Here is a 14633-nt window from a genome sequence, read left to right as displayed (position 1 = left end):
CCCCCAACCACCAGCCCCGTCCAGGCATCCCACCGCCAGGAGGAACCCCCGCCATGACCAGACAACGCCCACCGCACATCGTGGACCTCAGCGAGACGCAGCCCAACACGAGGCGCGGCGGCGACCTGAGGGCCGTCCTCACACCCACCTCGGTGGGCTGCACCAGCGGCTTCATGGGCCTGGCCGTCATGGCGCCGGGCGAGCACATCGCCGAGCACTACCACCCGTACTCCGAGGAGTTCGTGTACGTGGTCGCCGGCGAGCTGGAGGTCGACCTCGACGGCGAGGCCCACCCGCTCCTCACCGACCAGGGGCTCCTCGTCCCGATGAACGTGCGCCACCGGTTCCGCAACGTCGGCGGTACCGAGGCCCGCATGGTCTTCCACCTCGGACCGCTCGCCCCGGACCCCAAGCTCGGGCACGTGGACACGGAGGAAGCCGTCCACCCGGAGGGCTCCGCCTGGGAGCGGCCCCCGGACCGCGCGGGAGCGGTCTCGTGACCCGCCGACGCGTGGCCGTCACCGGGGTCGGCGTCGTCGCCCCCGGCGGGATCGGCGCCTCCGCCTTCTGGGAGCTGCTCTCCAACGGGCGTACGGCGACCCGCGGCATCACCCTCTTCGACCCGACCGGCTTCCGCTCCCGGATAGCCGCGGAGGTCGACTTCGACCCCGCCGCACACGGGCTCGCCGCCGAGGAGGCGGCCCGCGCGGACCGGTACATCCAGTTCGCGCTGGTCGCCGCCGCCGAGGCGGTGCGCGACGCCGGACTCGACCTCACCACCGACGAAGCCTGGCGCACCGGAGTCTCTCTGGGCACCGCCGTGGGCGGCACCACCCGCCTGGAGCACGACTACGTGGCCGTCAGCCAGTCGGGCGACTGGTGGGACGTGGACCACCGGCTCGCCGGGGCCCACCTGCACCGTGCCTTCACGCCGGCCACCCTGGCCTCCGCCGTGGCGGAGAAGACGGGAGCGCGCGGACCGGTCCAGACCGTCTCCACCGGCTGCACCTCCGGACTCGACGCCATCGGCTACGCCTTCCACTCCATCGCCGAGGGCAAGATGGACGTCTGCATCGCCGGCGCCTCCGACTCACCCGTCTCGCCCATCACCGTGGCCTGCTTCGACGCCATCAAGGCCACCTCGCCCAACAATGACGACCCCGCCCACGCCTCCCGGCCCTTCGACGCGGACCGCGACGGCTTCGTCCTCGGCGAAGGCGGCGCCGTCCTCGTCCTGGAAGAGCTGGAACACGCGCGGGCGCGCGGCGCGACCGTCTACTGCGAGATCGGCGGCTACGCCACCTTCGGCAACGCCCACCACATGACGGGGCTGACCACCGAGGGCCTGGAGATGGCCCGCGCCATCGAAACCGCCCTCGCCCAGGCCCGGACCGACGCCCGCGAGATCGACTACGTCAACGCGCACGGCTCCGGGACCAAGCAGAACGACCGCCACGAGACCGCGGCGGTCAAGAAGGTCCTGGGAGACCACGCCTACAAAACGCCGATGACCTCCATCAAGTCCATGGTGGGGCACTCCCTCGGCGCCATCGGGGCGATCGAACTGGCCGCCTGCGTCCTGGCGATGACCCACCAGGTCGTCCCGCCCACGGCCAACTACGAGACCCCCGACCCCGAATGCGATCTGGACTACGTCCCGCGCGTCGCCCGCGAGCGCAAGCTGCGCAGTGTGCTCTCCGTCGGCAGCGGCTTCGGCGGCTTCCAGTCCGCGGTCGTCATGACCCGCCCCGACGAGCGCAAGGAGGAGGTGGTCTCGTGAACGTCCGTACGGTCATCACGGGCATCGGAGTGGTCGCGCCCAACGGCATCGGCGCCGAGGCCTTCTGGAAGGCGACCCAGTCGGGCGCCTCCGTCCTGGGCCGCGTCACCCGGGAGGGCTGCGAACACCTCCCGCTGCGCGTCGCGGGCGAGGTACGGGGCTTCGACGCGGCCTCGATGGTCGAGGAACGCTATCTCGTCCAGACCGACCGCTACACCCACCACGCCCTCGCCGCGGCCGACCTCGCCCTGGAGGACGGCCGGCTCGGCCGGGCCGACTACGAGGACGACCCCTTCTCGGTCGGCGTGGTCACCGCCGCCGGGTCGGGCGGCGGCGAGTTCGGCCAGCGCGAGCTGCAGCACCTGTGGGGCCAGGGCCCGCGCTACGTCGGCCCGTACCAGTCGATCGCCTGGTTCTACGCGGCCAGCACCGGGCAGATCTCCATCCGCCGGGGCCTCAAGGGCCCCTGCGGGGTCGTCGCCGCCGACGAGGCGGGCGGACTCGACGCCTTCGCGCACGCCGTCCGGGCCATCAACCAGGGCAGCAAGGCCATGCTGGTCGGAGCCACCGAGGCGCCCCTGGCCCCGTACTCCATCGTCTGCCAGCTCGGCTACGAGGCACTGAGCACCCACGAGGACCCGGACCGGGCCTACCGGCCCTTCACCGACAAGGCCTGCGGCTTCGTACCCGCCGAGGGCGGCGCGATGTTCCTGGTGGAGGAGGAGCGGGCGGCCCTGCGCCGCGGCGCCTCCGTACGGGCCCTCCTGGCCGGACACGCGGCGACCTTCACCGGCCCGCACCACCCCGAACGGGCCGACGCGTCCGCCGAGGGCCTGGCCCACGCCATCAAGGGCGCCCTGCGGGACGCGGGCTGCGCCCCCGAGGAGGTCGACGTGGTCTTCGCCGACGCGCTCGGCACCCCCGAAGCCGACCGGGCCGAGGCGGCCGCGATCCTCTCCGCCCTCGGAGCGCACGGGCGCAAGGTGCCGGTCACGGCGCCCAAGACCGGGACGGGCCGGGCCTATTGCGCGGCCCCCGCCCTCGACACCGCCGCCGCGGTCCTCGCCCTGGAGCACGGCATCGTCCCGCCCACGCCGAACGTGTTCGACGTGTGCCACGACCTCGACGTGGTGACGGGCGGCGCCCGCCCGGCACAGCTGCGCACCGCGCTCGTGCTGAGCCGGGGCCTCATGGGCTCCAACGCCGCGCTCGTCATCAAGATCCCCTCCTAGAGACAGAAGGAGCCGCTCATGTCCGAAAGACTGACCGTCGAGGAGCTGGCCGCGCTGATGAAGTCCGGGGCCGGCATCACCGTGGACCCGGCCGACATGAAGAACCGGCCGGACTCCCTGTTCGACGACTACGGCCTCGACTCGCTGGGCCTGCTCGGCATCGTCGGGCTGCTGGAGAACCAGCGCGGCCGCGCCCTGCCCACCGACGCGGACCGCTGCAAGACCCCCAAGGAGTTCCTCGAACTCGTCAACACCAGCCTCATGACAGGAGCTTGACATGGCAGGACACACCGAGAACGAGATCGTCGTCAAGGCGCCCATGGACACCGTCTGGGAGATGACCAACCATCTCCCCAGCTGGCCCGCGCTGTTCAGCGAGTACGCCTCGCTGGAGATCCTGGAGGAGGACGGGCCCACCACCCGCTTCCGCCTGACGATGCACCCCGACGAGAACGGCACCGTGTGGAGCTGGGTCTCCGAACGCACTCCCGACCCGGTCAGCCGCACCGTGCGCGCCCGCCGGGTCGAGACCGGCCCGTTCGAGCACATGGACATCCACTGGCAGTACTTCGAAGTCCCCGGCGGCACCCGGATGGTGTGGACCCAGGACTTCGCGATGAAGCCTCAGGCACCCGTCGACGACGCCGGGATGACCGCCCGCATCAACCAGAACTCCAAGATCCAGCTGGAGCTGATCCGGGACAAGATCGAACAACGCGAACGCGAGAACCGCACGCCCGCGGTCAGCCGCGTCTGAGACGAAAGGCAGCACACCGGATGCACCGCGCTCTCATCGTGGCCCGCATGGCGCCGCAGTCCGCCCCCGACATCGCCGAGCTCTTCGCGGCCTCGGATGCGGGCGAGCTGCCGCACCTCGTCGGAGTCACCCGCCGCAGCCTCTTCCAGTTCGGCGACGTGTACATGCACTTCATCGAATCGGACCGGCCCCCCGGCCCGGCCATCGCCGAAGTCACCGGCCACCCGGAGTTCCGGGACCTCAGCGACCGGCTCACCGCCTACGTCAGCCCGCACAACCCGGAGACCTGGCGCAGCCCGAAGGACGCCATGGCCCAGGAGTTCTACCGCTGGGAGCGCCCGGGCAGCTCCCGTACGGCTTGACCGTACGGACCGCCCCGCGCGCGAACGACAGGCCTCGGGCCCCGCACCCACCGGGTGCGGGGCCCGCCACCATGCCGCCCCTGGGTGCGATGCCCCCCTCGGCGACATCGACGTCTTCCTCGGCCTGGACGCCGGCGAGGGCGAACACCACGCCACGTCGTTCCGCAGACCTAAACCATGGTCAGGAGGTGGTCCGTGGGTCCGTAATCGATCTTCCAGTCGGGATAGATCCCCACGGCACCATCCCTCCGGCACCGCAGCCCAACCGTCACCCAGCGGACCAACCCGTCGTCGGCAAGCGAGAACGCGACTGCCACCTCGAACTCCCGGCCTCCGCAAGGGCAGCCGGCCTCGCCAGGATCCGCGTCCTCCCAAAACTCCTCACTATCCGCAATGAACGCGCGGCCGCCGCACTCAACGCACATGCGCTCGGCCCCGCCCTCGACATCGTCGAAGAGCACGAGGAACACACGCCCGCCACAACCGCCACAGACGGAAGAAACGATCATCACCGGACGGCTGTCGTCAGCGCTCCGGAGAAGCGCCGCGAGATCCGCAGAGACACCCTCGCCAACCTGATCATCAGCATGCACAAGCGCATCGTTCCAGACGCCCGAAGCAGCACCCCTCCACCGTGACCAAATAGATAGGGCACCCCCCCCGGCGACGAGCTCCGCGTACCGGCGCGCGCCGCCCTTCGGGGTGCGCTGCCGCCCCGTTCACCCGGGGCCGAAAGGGAGTCGGTCCCTCAGGCGGAGCCGCGCACCACCAGCGAGGTCGGGGTGATCACGGATCCCGGCACGCGGTGCGATGCGTGCGCCGGGTCCAGGGACCGCAGCAGCAGCCGGGCCATCAGACGTCCCATGCCCTCGATGTCCTGGCGTACGGTCGTCAGCGGCGGATCGGCACTCTCCGCCACCAGCTCGGCATCGTCGAAGCCGACCAGTGCCACGTCCCCCGGCACGGACCGGCCCCGCTCGCGCAGCACGCCCAGCGCGCCCGTCGCCATCAGGTCGTTCGCGGCGAACACCGCGTCGAGATCCGGGCAGCGCTCCAGCAGTTCGGCCATCGCCCGGGCTCCGCCCGCCGTGGTGAAGTCACCCTCGGCGATCAGTGCCGGGTCCGCGTCGAGCAGTACGTCCCGGTACCCGTCGAGGCGGTCGGTCGCCGACGTCTGGTCCAGCGGCCCGGCGATGTGCGCGATGTGCCGGCGCCCCCGGGACAGCAGGTACCGTACGGCCTCGCGCGCACCCCCGCGGTTGTCGGCGTCGACGTACGACACCGGACCGTGCACCGGCCCCGTCCAGCCGGGCCGCCCGCCGTAGACGGTGGGCATGCCGATGCGGCGCGTGATCGCGGGCAGCGGGTCGTCCGTGTGCAGCGAGAAGGCGAGCGCGCCGTCGACGTGGCCGCCCGCCAGATACCGCTCGATCCGGCCGTAGTCCCCGCGGTGCTCGACCAGGAGCAGCACCAACTGCGTGTCGTGCGCGGTCAGTTCCTTGCTGATGCCGCGGACCTGGCGGGAGAAGAAGGGGTCGGAGAAGATCCGGATCTCCGGCTCGGCGATGATCACGGCGACCGCGCCGGTGCGCCGGGTGACCAGGGTGCGGGCCGCGTGGTTCGGTACGTAGCCGAGGTCCAGGACGGCCGCGCGGACCTTGTCGACCAGGTGCGGGCGGACGCCGTCGCCGCCGTTGACGACCCGGGACGCGGTGGCCCTGGACACTCCGGCCCGCGCCGCCACCGCCTCCAGGGTGGGCCGGCCGGAGAGAACCTGTTCGGCCACGGGCGCTCCTCGTGCGTATCCGGGGGCGGCAGCCCGGGCCCCGCGGGCCCCGGCCCTGTCGGACAGCAGGGTAACCCGCACCGCCGGGAACGCTGAGAGCGCTCCCGGTCCAGGGCGACGCCCGGGCGTTCTCCAAGCTTGCCGTCCGCCCTGTCGGGCGACGGGGCGGCGCCGCAAGTGCGATTACGGCCGTTCCTCGGAAGCCTGAACTACCCAGGCCCTCTTGTGAGTTGAGCCGGACCTCCTGAGAATGCGCATGACAACCGAAGGATCTTCGGTCGCATTGTCACTCAGAGGGGAACCCCCACATGAACAAGCCTCTCGCCGGCGCCGCGTTCGCCCTGCTCCTCACCGGAGCGGTGGCCTCACCGGCCGTGGCCCAGGCACCCCTGGACACGGCCCGGCAGGCCGTCGCGGTCAACTTCGCCGGTACGGTCGCGCTCAGCAACTGCTCCGGCTCCGTCGTCCGCGTGCCGAACTCGCTGCCGAGCGACCCCGCGCTCGTGCTGTCCAACGGCCACTGCCTGGAGTCCGGCATGCCGGCGGCCGGACAGGTCGTCAAGGACAAGGCGTCCAGCCGCAGCTTCTCGCTGCTGAACGCCTCAGGCTCCAAGGTCGCGACGCTGCGCGCGAGCAAGATCTCGTACGCCACGATGACCGACACCGACATATCGATCTACCAGCTGACCAAGAGCTACGCGCAGATCAGCAGCCAGTACGGCATCAACGCGCTCACCCTGAACGACGCCCACCCGGTGCAGGGCACCGCGATCAAGGTGGTGTCCGGCTACTGGAAGCGAACGTACAACTGCAACGTCGACGGGTTCGCCTACCGCCTCAAGGAGGGCGAGTGGACCTGGAAGGACTCCCTGCGCTACACCTCGTCCTGCAACACCATCGGCGGGACCTCCGGCTCCCCGGTGATCGACACGACGACGGGCAAGGTGGTCGCCGTGAACAACACGGGCAACGAGGACGGCGGGTCCTGCACGCTGAACAACCCGTGCGAGGTGTCCGAGAGCGGCGCCGTGACGGTCCGGCAGGGCATCAACTACGCGCAGCAGACCTACATCATCGTCCCCTGCGTGGGCCCGGGTAACACGATCGACCTGAACCGCCCCGGCTGCACGCTCCCCAAGCCGTAGCGAACGCGTCGGGGCCCGCCCGGAATCCGGACGGGCCCCGACATCAGGCCGAATCAGCCCTTGGGGACCACGATGACGACGGTGCTGCACACCTTGTCGGCGAAGGTCTGCTTCTTGGCGTCCCACAGCGGCCACAGGTAGCCGATGTAGCAGGCGACGCTGTCGAGGAAGTGCGCCAGCTTGCGGACGAAGGCCATGCCGAAGCCGAGGACGCTGCCGTCGGCCTCGCGGCGCACGCTGATCCCGAGGACCTTCTTGCCGGTCGACTGGCCGGTCGCGCCTTCCTTGTAGAGCTGGAAGATGCCCATGCCGAGGGCGTAGAGCCAGCCGATCAGGAAGAAGACTCCCGGCCCGGCGGTGGCCGCGTCGTCGCTCATGGCGAGGTCGATGAAGCCGAGGGCGTACATCGGTCCCGCGATGATCAGACCGTCGAGGAGGGTCGCGCCGAGGCGCAGGCCCCAGTGCGCCAGCGGCGGCATTCCGGTGCCCGGCATGGGCGGCATGCCGCCCGGCATGCCGGCCGGCGGGTACGCGCCGTACGGCTGCTGCGGGGGGACGCCGCCGACGGGCTGCTGCGGGTAGCCGTACTGCGGGGGGACACCCTGCGGCGCCTGCTGCGGGTAGCCGGGCTGACCCTGCGGGGGCTGCTGCTGGCCGTAGGGGTTGTTCGGGTCGCCGAAGCTCATGGCGAAGTCTCTCCAGGGGTGTGGCGGGGACGAGCGGTCCGTGCGGAGGGACGTGGAACGAGCGGTTTGCCCCCCTGCGCAGCCGCGAACTTGCGGGGCCATGGTGTTAGTAACATCGGCCACTTGTCCAATCCGCTGCCCCATGTGTGGACCACGTGACGGGCCGGTGTACACGGCATGGAGTCCCGGACCCTGAGAACAGGTCCGGGACTCCCGGGGCCACTTCGCTGACCACCTTTACAACGACCGGCGCCCCTGCGGGTCACCGGTGCGGCGCCACCGCTACTTCGGCATCAGGACGGTGTCCACGATGTACACGGTGGCGTTCGCGGTCGGGACGTTGCCGCAGACCACGGTGGACGCGCCGTTGACCTTGTAGGACTCGCCCGAGCCGGTGGTGGTCACCTTCCCGGTCTCCAGCGTGGCGAAGGAGCCGTTCTCGAGCTGCTTCGGCGTCAGCTTCTGGCCGACCACGTGGTACGTGAGGATCTTGGTCAGCGTGGCCTTGTCGGCGAGGACCTTGTCGAGGTCCACCTTCGGGATCTTGGCGAATGCGTCGTTGGTCGGCGCGAACACGTGATGTCCTTGGCGTTGTTGAGCGTGTCGACGAGCCCGGCCTGCTTGACGGCCGCCACCAGGGTGGAAAGCGCCGGGTTGTTGGACGCGGCCGTCGCGACCGGGTCCTTGGCCATGCCGTCGAAGCTGCCCGCGCCCTCCTTCGGGACACCGGCGCACGCGGCGCCGAAGGGCCCCTCCACCGTCATGGGCGCCGAGGCGTCCGCGGCCGGGGAGGAGGCGTCCGCGCTCGCTTCGGCGGCCGCACCGGCGGCGGCGTCTTTGTCGGAGCCGGAGCCGGAGTCGGAGCAGGCGGCCAGCGCGAAGGGGAGTACGGCTGCGGTGGCGACGGAGAGGGCGGTACGGCGGAAACGAAGGGTGTTCATGGTGTTCTCCAGAGAAAGAGAAGGGGTTGGTGAAGAGGGAGCGAAAGGACGGAAAGTGTGTGAAGTAGTGCGAAAGCGGAGTCGCTTCGGTCAGCCGACCGTGACGAACACGCCGTGCCGGCCGCTCGCGCCGTCCGGGACGGTGCGGGTCCGCAGCTCGGTCTGGACCTCGCCCCGGCCGTCCGTGGCGCGGACGGTGAGGCGGTGGCCGCCGGACGCGGCCTTCCAGTCGAAGGACCACAGGCGCCAGGTGTCCGTGGTGGCCTGAGCCGCGAGCGAGGCCTCCTGCCACGGCCCGTCGTCGACCTGGACCTCGACCCGCTCGATGCCGCGGTGCTGGGCCCGGCCCAGCCGCGCTTGACCCAGTAGGGGTCGTAGGAGTCGAAGGTGGTGAGCTCGATCTCCCGGATCCACTTGCAGGCGGAGACGTAGCCGTAGAGACCGGGTACGACCATGCGCACCGGGAAGCCGTGTTCGAAGGGGAGCGGCTCGCCGTTCATGCCGACGGCCAGCATCGCGTCCCGGCCGTCCATGACCTCCTCGACGGGGGTGCCCAGGGTCATCGCGTCCACTGAGCGCGCGATCAGCTGGTCGGCCCGGCCGCCGCGCGACGGCGCCTGGACACCGGCCTCCCGCAACAGGTCCGACAGACGTACGCCGAGCCAGCGGGCGGAGCCGGCGTAGGGGCCGCCGACCTCGTTCGACACGCAGGTGAGGGTGATGTCGCGTTCGATCAGCGGGCGTTGGAGGAGTTCGGGATAGGAGTAGGAGCGCGGGCGGGCGACGCCCTTGCCGTGGATGCGCAGCCGCCAGGTGCCGGCGTCGACCTTGGGGACCACGAGAGCGGTGTCGACACGGTAGAACTCCTTGTTCGGTGTGGTGAAGGCGCTGACCCCGGGAAGCCGTGGGGCCGCCCCGGCCGGGACCGGCGCGGCCGGCGAAGCGGGAGCGGGCAGGCGGACGGCGGCCCGCGAGGCGGTGGCGCCCCGGCCGCGCCGGCCGGTCAGGGCCCGGCCGAGGGCGCCCGCGCCGGTGGAGGCGAGCGCGGCGATGCCGACCGCGAGGAGGAAGCCCCGGCGGTTCCAGGTGGCGGGCGGGCCGGTGTCGGTGGCTACGGCGCCGGCAGCTCCGGTGCCGGCTGCTTCGGTTCCGGCCCCGTCCAGGGTGTCTGCCTCCGCGCCGTCCCCTCCGGCGGGCCGGGCGGCGGGGCCGCCCACCTTCCCCACCAGCAGGTACAGCACCAGCGCCCCGGCCGCGGCCCCCACCAGCGAGGGCAGGACGTCCGCCGCCCCGGCCGCGTCGGGCCGGCCGAGGGCCGCCGCCGCACCGAGGACGCCGAAGGCCAGTACACCGGCCGCCGCGGTCCGGCGGTGGCGCAGGGCGAACACGCCGAGCAGGGCCGCCAGGAGACCGACGGTGGCGAGGATGCCGAGCTGGAGGCCCAGCTTGTCGTTCTCGCCGAAGGTGCGGATGGCGAAGTCCTTGAGCGCCGCCGGCGTGCGGTCGATGGCCGCCCCGCCGATCACCGTGACCGGTCCCGCCTGCGGCCGTACCAGGGACGCGGTCAGCTCGGCTGCGGCCAGAGCCGCGTAGCCCGCCGGCAGGCCGCTCGCCGCGGCGAGGGCGCCCCGCTCGACTGTCCTTCGGTTGATGCTCACGAACCTCATTCGGTGCGGGATCCCTCCCGGATGGGCCGGTCATCCGAACACGTGAAGATCCGTTGGTATGTTGACCGTTGTGCGCGGGCCGTACGGCGTCGCTCTGCAGGGCATCGCTTCGTACGGCATCGCTTCGTACGGCATCGCTCCGTACGGGCGCGCGCACCCGGGCGGCGGCGCCGACGGCCGCCGCCCGCGCGGGTCCTGCGGGGCCCGGGGGCGCTCAGAAGTGGCGACCCACTCCCCGCCGGTCCGCAGGACCACCGGCCCGCCGCCGCCCCGTAGCCAGCGGCGGACCCGAGACCGTGGTCCGTGCGATCCGTCAGGCGTTGACGCAGGTGTTGCCGAATGTGGGGTTGAGCAGCCCGATCACGCTGACCGAGTTGCCGCACGCGTTGATCGGGATGTGGATCGGGATCTGGATCAGGTTGCCCGAGCCGACCCCGGGGAGTGGGCGGCGATGCCCTGGGATCCGGCGTCGGCCGAGGCCGCCGAGGCCCCACCCACGAGAAGGGCGCCCGAAGCGAGGGCGAGTACGGCACTCTTGAGGACACGCGACACGACAGATCTCCTTGCTGGCTGTGCGGCGGCGGACTCCGGGACCCATCGGCCCCGTGACCCGCCGCGCGGCGGCCCCTGAACCGGGCCCGCAGCCCTCCTTCGGCCCGGACCCCCGGCGCGGTTGGTCCCGGGGTGCCGGTTCCCCCGAACGGATGCCCTTTCGCGTGGATTCCGGCCAATCCGGGCACGGACCGGCTCCGAAGACAGGGTGAGACAGCAAGGACCCGGCGTGCACCGCGACCTCGGCGGACGAGGAACGGGTGCGCCTGCCACGAAGGATCGTTCATGCGATGGATGGACCGGCGAGAACCACTCGCGGCCCCGGCGTGCCTGCCCGGGCCCGGCCGTATGCGGGGGCCGCTCAGGTGCCCCGAGAAGCTACGCTTCCCCGGACCGGGTCCGGGCCCCGGCCCCGGCCCAGGCCCCGGCCCCGGCACTGGCCCCGGATCGGCCGCGGCCGAACTCGCCGAGCTGATGGCGCGCGTCGCGCAGGGAGACCAGGACGCGTTCTCCGCGCTGTACGACACCGTGGCCGGAACCGTCTTCGGCATCGCCGTCAAGGTGGTGCGCGACCGCGCACAGTCGGAGGAGGTCGCCCAGGAGGTGATGATCGACGTGTGGCGCCAGGCCGCCCGCTACCGCCCCGACCATGGGAGCGTCATGGCCTGGGTGGCCACGATCGCCCACCGCCGGGCTGTCGACCGGGTCCGCTCCGTCCAGGCCTCGGCCGCCCGCGAGCACGACGTGGGCGTACGCGGCCAGGAACGGCCCTTCGACGAAGTGAGCGAGCAGGTGGAGACCCGGCTCGAGCGCGATCAGGTCAAACGCTGCCTGCGCCGGCTGACCGAGCTCCAGCGCCAGGCCGTCACCCTCGCCTACTACCAGGGGCTGACCTACCGTGAGGTCGCCGAGACCCTCCAGACTCCTCTTCCCACGATCAAGACCCGGATGCGCGACGGACTGATCCGCCTGCGCGACTGCATGGGGGTGACCACGTGAAGCACGACGAAGAACTGCACACCCTCACCGCGGCCTACGTACTGGACGCGCTCGGACCGAGTGAACAGGAGGCGTTCTCCCGGCACTTGGCCCGCTGTGCGCCGTGCTCCGGGGACGTGGCGGAGTTCTCCGCCACGGCCGCCAGGCTGGCCTCCGCGGTGGCCCTCGTGCCCCCGCCGCAGCTGAAGGCGGAGGTCCTGGCCGGCATCGAGACCGTCCGTCAGCTCCCCCCGAGGGTCGGCGTCCGCCGGGCGGCCGGATTCTTCGACCGGCTCCCGCGCAAGGCCGGTGCCTTCGTCGTCGCCGCTTCCCTCGTCGGGGCGGCCCTCTTCGGCGGGGCCGCGCTCCACGAGAGCGGGCAGGCGGACCGGGCCCGGCAGGAGGCCCGGCAGGCCGAGGTGCGCAGCCAGGAGCTGCGGGCCGTGGTCACGGCCCCGGACGCCCGTACCGTCCACGGCCGCACCAGCGGCGGAGCCGCCGCGACGGTGATCACCTCCGCGGCCCGGGACCGGGCCGTGTTCCTCGCGGACCGGCTGCCGGCTGCCGGGGAGGGGCGCACGTACCAGCTCTGGCTCGCCGACGGCGGCAGGATGCGCCCGGCCGGCTTCCTCACCGGCGACGGGGCGGCCGTGCTGGACGGCGGCCTCGGCACGGCCACGGCGGTCGGCCTGACGCTGGAGCCCGCCGGGGGATCGCCGCAGCCGACGACCAGCCCCCTGGTGCTGCTCGCCCTCCCGGCGTAGGGCGTACGGCGAACCCGGGCGGGTGGCACGGAGCGACGGCTCCGGTCACCCGCCGGCGGGGTTCACGGGCCGGCCGAGCAGCGCCGCCGCGTTCGTGTCGAGGATCGCGGCCGCCTCCCGCGGCGCCAGCCCCGACTCGGAGACGTAGGAGACCGCCCGCACGAACACCTCCCCGTCCTCGTAAGGGAAGTCCGTACCGAGGACGAGGCGGTCCGCGCCGAAGGAGGCCGCCGCCGCGACCAGCGCGGGCCCGTGGCCGTGCGCGACGGTGTCGTACCAGAGCCGTCGGGCCGCCACCGAGGGCAGCTCGGGCGTCCCCGGGGACTCGAAGGCCAGGTGGTCGTCGAGCCGGCGCAGCAGCATCGGCAGCGCGCCGCCGAGGTGGGAGGCCAGGATCCGCATCCGGGGGTAGCGCCGGGGAAGGCCCGCCAGGATGAGGTGCATGACGGCCACCGTGTCCTCGACGGGAGCTCCGACCATCCACGTCATGCGGTGCCCGCTGATCAGGGGGCTGCCGGCGCCCTCGCCCGCCGGGTGGACGTACAGCACCGAACCGCGCCGGTCGAGCTCCTCGTACAGCGGATGGAAGAGCGGATCGGCCAGGGCCCGGCCGCGCACGGTCGTGGTGACGGCCGCGCCCACCATGCCGAGCTCGTCGAGGGCGTACGCGAGCTCGCGCAGCGCCGCGTCCACGTGGGGCAGCGGCAGCGCGGCGAAGGCCAGGAAACGCCCGGGCCGGCCGGCAACCAGCTCGGCGTAGGACTCGTTCACCGCGCGGGCCAGCTCCACCGCGTCGGCCTCCCCGGCCAGGTGCGGCGACTGCGGGGGGACGGAGAGCACCTGCACGCGGATGCCCGCCCGGTCCATGAGGGCGAGGCGGTGGTCGAGGTCGGCCGGTGTGGCGTCCGCACCGATCCCGCGCTGGGTGCCCGTGTCGGTCCGGCCCAGCCGCTCCAGCCGGTCCAGGTAGGCGGGGGTCCACAGATGGGCGTGCACGTCGATCCGCGAGCCCGGCGCCGGTGTGCTCACCCTTCGATGGAACGCCCTGCCCGCGAACCCGGCCAATCGGGGCCGCGGCAGGCGCGGTGGACGTAAGCCGCTCCGGTGTCCCGTACCGCTGTCACTGTCGCTGACGGGGCGGTACGGGACACCGGGCGGGCGCCCCGCCCGGACCCGCTCAGCGGGTCGCCCCGGTGCCCTTCCCCGCGACCGTGTTGCTCGTGACCGCGCCGTCGGCGCCGGCCAGGGTCACGGCGTGCCGGACGCCGTCGGAGCCGAGGACCACCACGCGCCAGGCGCTCCCGCCGCCCTCCTGGGCGATCACGCGCAGGGCTTCGGCCTTGCCGCCGGGCACGGCGGCCTCCGCCTTCTCCAGGGCCTGGGCCGCCGGCAGCGCGGGCAGGGGTACGGGGGCCCGGTCGGGCCCGTCCGTGACGAAGCCGTCCTCGCCGTCGGGCGTCCCCGGCCGCACCAGTCCGTCCGGCGGGAAGACCCCCCGCTCGCCCTTCTGGCCCCGCAGGCCGGGTTTCCCGGGCTCGCCCGGCTTCCCGGGGCGCGCGGGAAGCGGAGCCGTCATCTCGCCGCCCCCCTCCCGCTCGACGTCGAACCGGTCCCACATCCGCTCCGCGCGCGTGCGGCGGACGTCGTGGTCCTGGTCCGCCACGGCCATCACCGCGGCCCCCGCACCGGCGGAGGCCACCACCACGAGCCCGAGCGCCACCCAGCGCCCCCGGCCCTCTCGGGCGAACCGGGTGAAGCGGGCGATCCGGGCGCCGCGCCCCGCCGCCTTGCCGGCCGGGTCGCCGCCCTCGCCGCCGCCCTCGCCGGGAACAGCTGCCGGGGGGTACTCGGGCGGCTGCGGACTGGACTGAGTCATCTGGATGCTCCTCGCGTTCTCCGGGCGACGTGCCCGGCTCGGCCGATCCTGCGAGCAGGATGCTGAAGCCCCGCTGAAGCGAGCTGAAGAACCCTTCAGCAAGCCGG

General features: G+C 72.7%; 13 protein-coding genes and 4 pseudogenes. 9 read left to right on the top strand and 8 right to left on the bottom strand.

All coding sequences use genetic code 11. The features are described 5' to 3' along the window. Positions 1 to 53: 53 nt before the first annotated feature. Genes AC3IYI_RS00940 through AC3IYI_RS00915 form a run of 6 tightly spaced genes read left to right on the top strand, consistent with a single transcriptional unit; the run spans position 54 to position 4131 of the window. Positions 54 to 500, top strand: coding sequence for a cupin domain-containing protein (locus AC3IYI_RS00940; RefSeq protein WP_243333070.1), 447 nt, complete (start codon positions 54 to 56; stop codon positions 498 to 500). Beyond that, positions 497 to 1780: a beta-ketoacyl-[acyl-carrier-protein] synthase family protein gene (locus AC3IYI_RS00935; RefSeq protein ID WP_489408361.1), complete on the top strand. Its 1284-nt coding sequence runs from the start codon at positions 497 to 499 to the stop codon at positions 1778 to 1780. The genes AC3IYI_RS00940 and AC3IYI_RS00935 overlap by 4 nt, the downstream gene beginning before the upstream one ends. Continuing rightward, positions 1777 to 3012, top strand: a complete 1236-nt coding sequence (locus AC3IYI_RS00930) for a ketosynthase chain-length factor (RefSeq protein ID WP_489408360.1) — start codon at positions 1777 to 1779, stop codon at positions 3010 to 3012. The genes AC3IYI_RS00935 and AC3IYI_RS00930 overlap by 4 nt, the downstream gene beginning before the upstream one ends. 18 nt (positions 3013 to 3030) lie before the next feature. Beyond that, positions 3031 to 3288, top strand: a complete 258-nt coding sequence (locus tag AC3IYI_RS00925) for a phosphopantetheine-binding protein (RefSeq protein ID WP_112448182.1) — start codon at positions 3031 to 3033, stop codon at positions 3286 to 3288. 1 nt (position 3289) lies between these two features. Next, positions 3290 to 3769, top strand: a complete 480-nt coding sequence (locus tag AC3IYI_RS00920) for an SRPBCC family protein (RefSeq protein ID WP_489408359.1) — start codon at positions 3290 to 3292, stop codon at positions 3767 to 3769. A gap of 20 nt (positions 3770 to 3789) precedes the next feature. Continuing rightward, positions 3790 to 4131 (top strand): TcmI family type II polyketide cyclase, encoded by a 342-nt coding sequence (locus AC3IYI_RS00915; RefSeq protein WP_489408358.1) that lies wholly within the window; start codon positions 3790 to 3792, stop codon positions 4129 to 4131. A gap of 170 nt (positions 4132 to 4301) precedes the next feature. Here the strand turns inward: AC3IYI_RS00915 and AC3IYI_RS00910 are convergent, their stop codons facing one another. Both AC3IYI_RS00910 and AC3IYI_RS00905 read right to left on the bottom strand, forming a co-directional pair. Further along, on the bottom strand, positions 4302 to 4724 hold the full coding sequence (locus AC3IYI_RS00910) for a hypothetical protein (RefSeq protein WP_489408357.1): 423 nt from the start codon (positions 4722 to 4724) through the stop codon (positions 4302 to 4304). A gap of 155 nt (positions 4725 to 4879) precedes the next feature. After that, positions 4880 to 5917, bottom strand: a complete 1038-nt coding sequence (locus tag AC3IYI_RS00905) for a LacI family DNA-binding transcriptional regulator (protein ID WP_489408356.1) — start codon at positions 5915 to 5917, stop codon at positions 4880 to 4882. Positions 5918 to 6225: 308 nt separating this feature from the next. Between AC3IYI_RS00905 and AC3IYI_RS00900 the strand changes: the two genes are divergently transcribed. Further along, entirely contained in the window at positions 6226 to 7062 is an 837-nt protein-coding gene (locus AC3IYI_RS00900; RefSeq protein ID WP_489408355.1) for a S1 family peptidase, read from the top strand. 53 nt (positions 7063 to 7115) lie between these two features. On the opposite strand, the gene AC3IYI_RS00895 is transcribed toward AC3IYI_RS00900, so the two are convergent. The 4 genes and pseudogenes from AC3IYI_RS00895 to AC3IYI_RS00880 all read right to left on the bottom strand — a co-directional run bounded on the left by AC3IYI_RS00895 (position 7116) and on the right by AC3IYI_RS00880 (position 10908). After that, on the bottom strand, positions 7116 to 7748 hold the full coding sequence (locus tag AC3IYI_RS00895) for an RDD family protein (RefSeq protein ID WP_489408354.1): 633 nt from the start codon (positions 7746 to 7748) through the stop codon (positions 7116 to 7118). A gap of 282 nt (positions 7749 to 8030) precedes the next feature. Beyond that, positions 8031 to 8689 (bottom strand): annotated as a pseudogene (locus AC3IYI_RS00890) (fasciclin domain-containing protein). A 90-nt stretch (positions 8690 to 8779) separates the two neighbouring features. Further along, positions 8780 to 10356, bottom strand: a pseudogene (locus AC3IYI_RS00885) (molybdopterin-dependent oxidoreductase). A gap of 313 nt (positions 10357 to 10669) precedes the next feature. Continuing rightward, positions 10670 to 10908, bottom strand: a pseudogene (locus AC3IYI_RS00880) (chaplin). Between the two features lie 438 nt (positions 10909 to 11346). On the opposite strand from AC3IYI_RS00880, the pseudogene sigK reads away from it, so the two are divergent. Together sigK and AC3IYI_RS00870 are read left to right on the top strand one after the other, a co-directional pair. Further along, positions 11347 to 11907, top strand: a pseudogene (gene sigK / locus AC3IYI_RS00875) (ECF RNA polymerase sigma factor SigK); the annotation flags it as partial. Further along, on the top strand, positions 11904 to 12650 hold the full coding sequence (locus AC3IYI_RS00870) for an anti-sigma factor (protein ID WP_489408353.1): 747 nt from the start codon (positions 11904 to 11906) through the stop codon (positions 12648 to 12650). The pseudogene sigK and the gene AC3IYI_RS00870, both read left to right, overlap by 4 nt. Positions 12651 to 12695: 45 nt before the next feature. On the opposite strand, the gene AC3IYI_RS00865 is transcribed toward AC3IYI_RS00870, so the two are convergent. Beyond that, positions 12696 to 13679, bottom strand: a complete 984-nt coding sequence (locus AC3IYI_RS00865) for an amidohydrolase family protein (RefSeq protein WP_489408352.1) — start codon at positions 13677 to 13679, stop codon at positions 12696 to 12698. Between the two features lie 148 nt (positions 13680 to 13827). Further along, positions 13828 to 14526, bottom strand: coding sequence for a PepSY domain-containing protein (locus AC3IYI_RS00860; protein WP_489408351.1), 699 nt, complete (start codon positions 14524 to 14526; stop codon positions 13828 to 13830). Positions 14527 to 14633: the final 107 nt, after the last annotated feature.

It is taken from the genome of Streptomyces sp. GL_148 (genome assembly GCF_057834205.1).
Note: the sequence above shows the minus strand (reverse complement) of the source record. Positions and strands in the feature narration are given on the sequence as shown.

What these genes read in the sequence shown, in the direction of transcription:
- AC3IYI_RS00940 (WP_243333070.1), top strand. Translation starts at nt 54, where the DNA reads ATGACCAGACAACGCCCACCGCACATCGTGGACCTCAGCGAGACGCAG.
- AC3IYI_RS00925 (WP_112448182.1), top strand. Translation starts at nt 3,031, where the DNA reads ATGTCCGAAAGACTGACCGTCGAGGAGCTGGCCGCGCTGATGAAGTCC.
- AC3IYI_RS00915 (WP_489408358.1), top strand. Translation starts at nt 3,790, where the DNA reads ATGCACCGCGCTCTCATCGTGGCCCGCATGGCGCCGCAGTCCGCCCCC.
- AC3IYI_RS00900 (WP_489408355.1), top strand. Translation starts at nt 6,226, where the DNA reads ATGAACAAGCCTCTCGCCGGCGCCGCGTTCGCCCTGCTCCTCACCGGA.
- AC3IYI_RS00895 (WP_489408354.1), bottom strand. Translation starts at nt 7,748, where the DNA reads ATGAGCTTCGGCGACCCGAACAACCCCTACGGCCAGCAGCAGCCCCCG.
- AC3IYI_RS00860 (WP_489408351.1), bottom strand. Translation starts at nt 14,526, where the DNA reads ATGACTCAGTCCAGTCCGCAGCCGCCCGAGTACCCCCCGGCAGCTGTT.
- AC3IYI_RS00920 (WP_489408359.1), top strand. Translation starts at nt 3,290, where the DNA reads ATGGCAGGACACACCGAGAACGAGATCGTCGTCAAGGCGCCCATGGAC.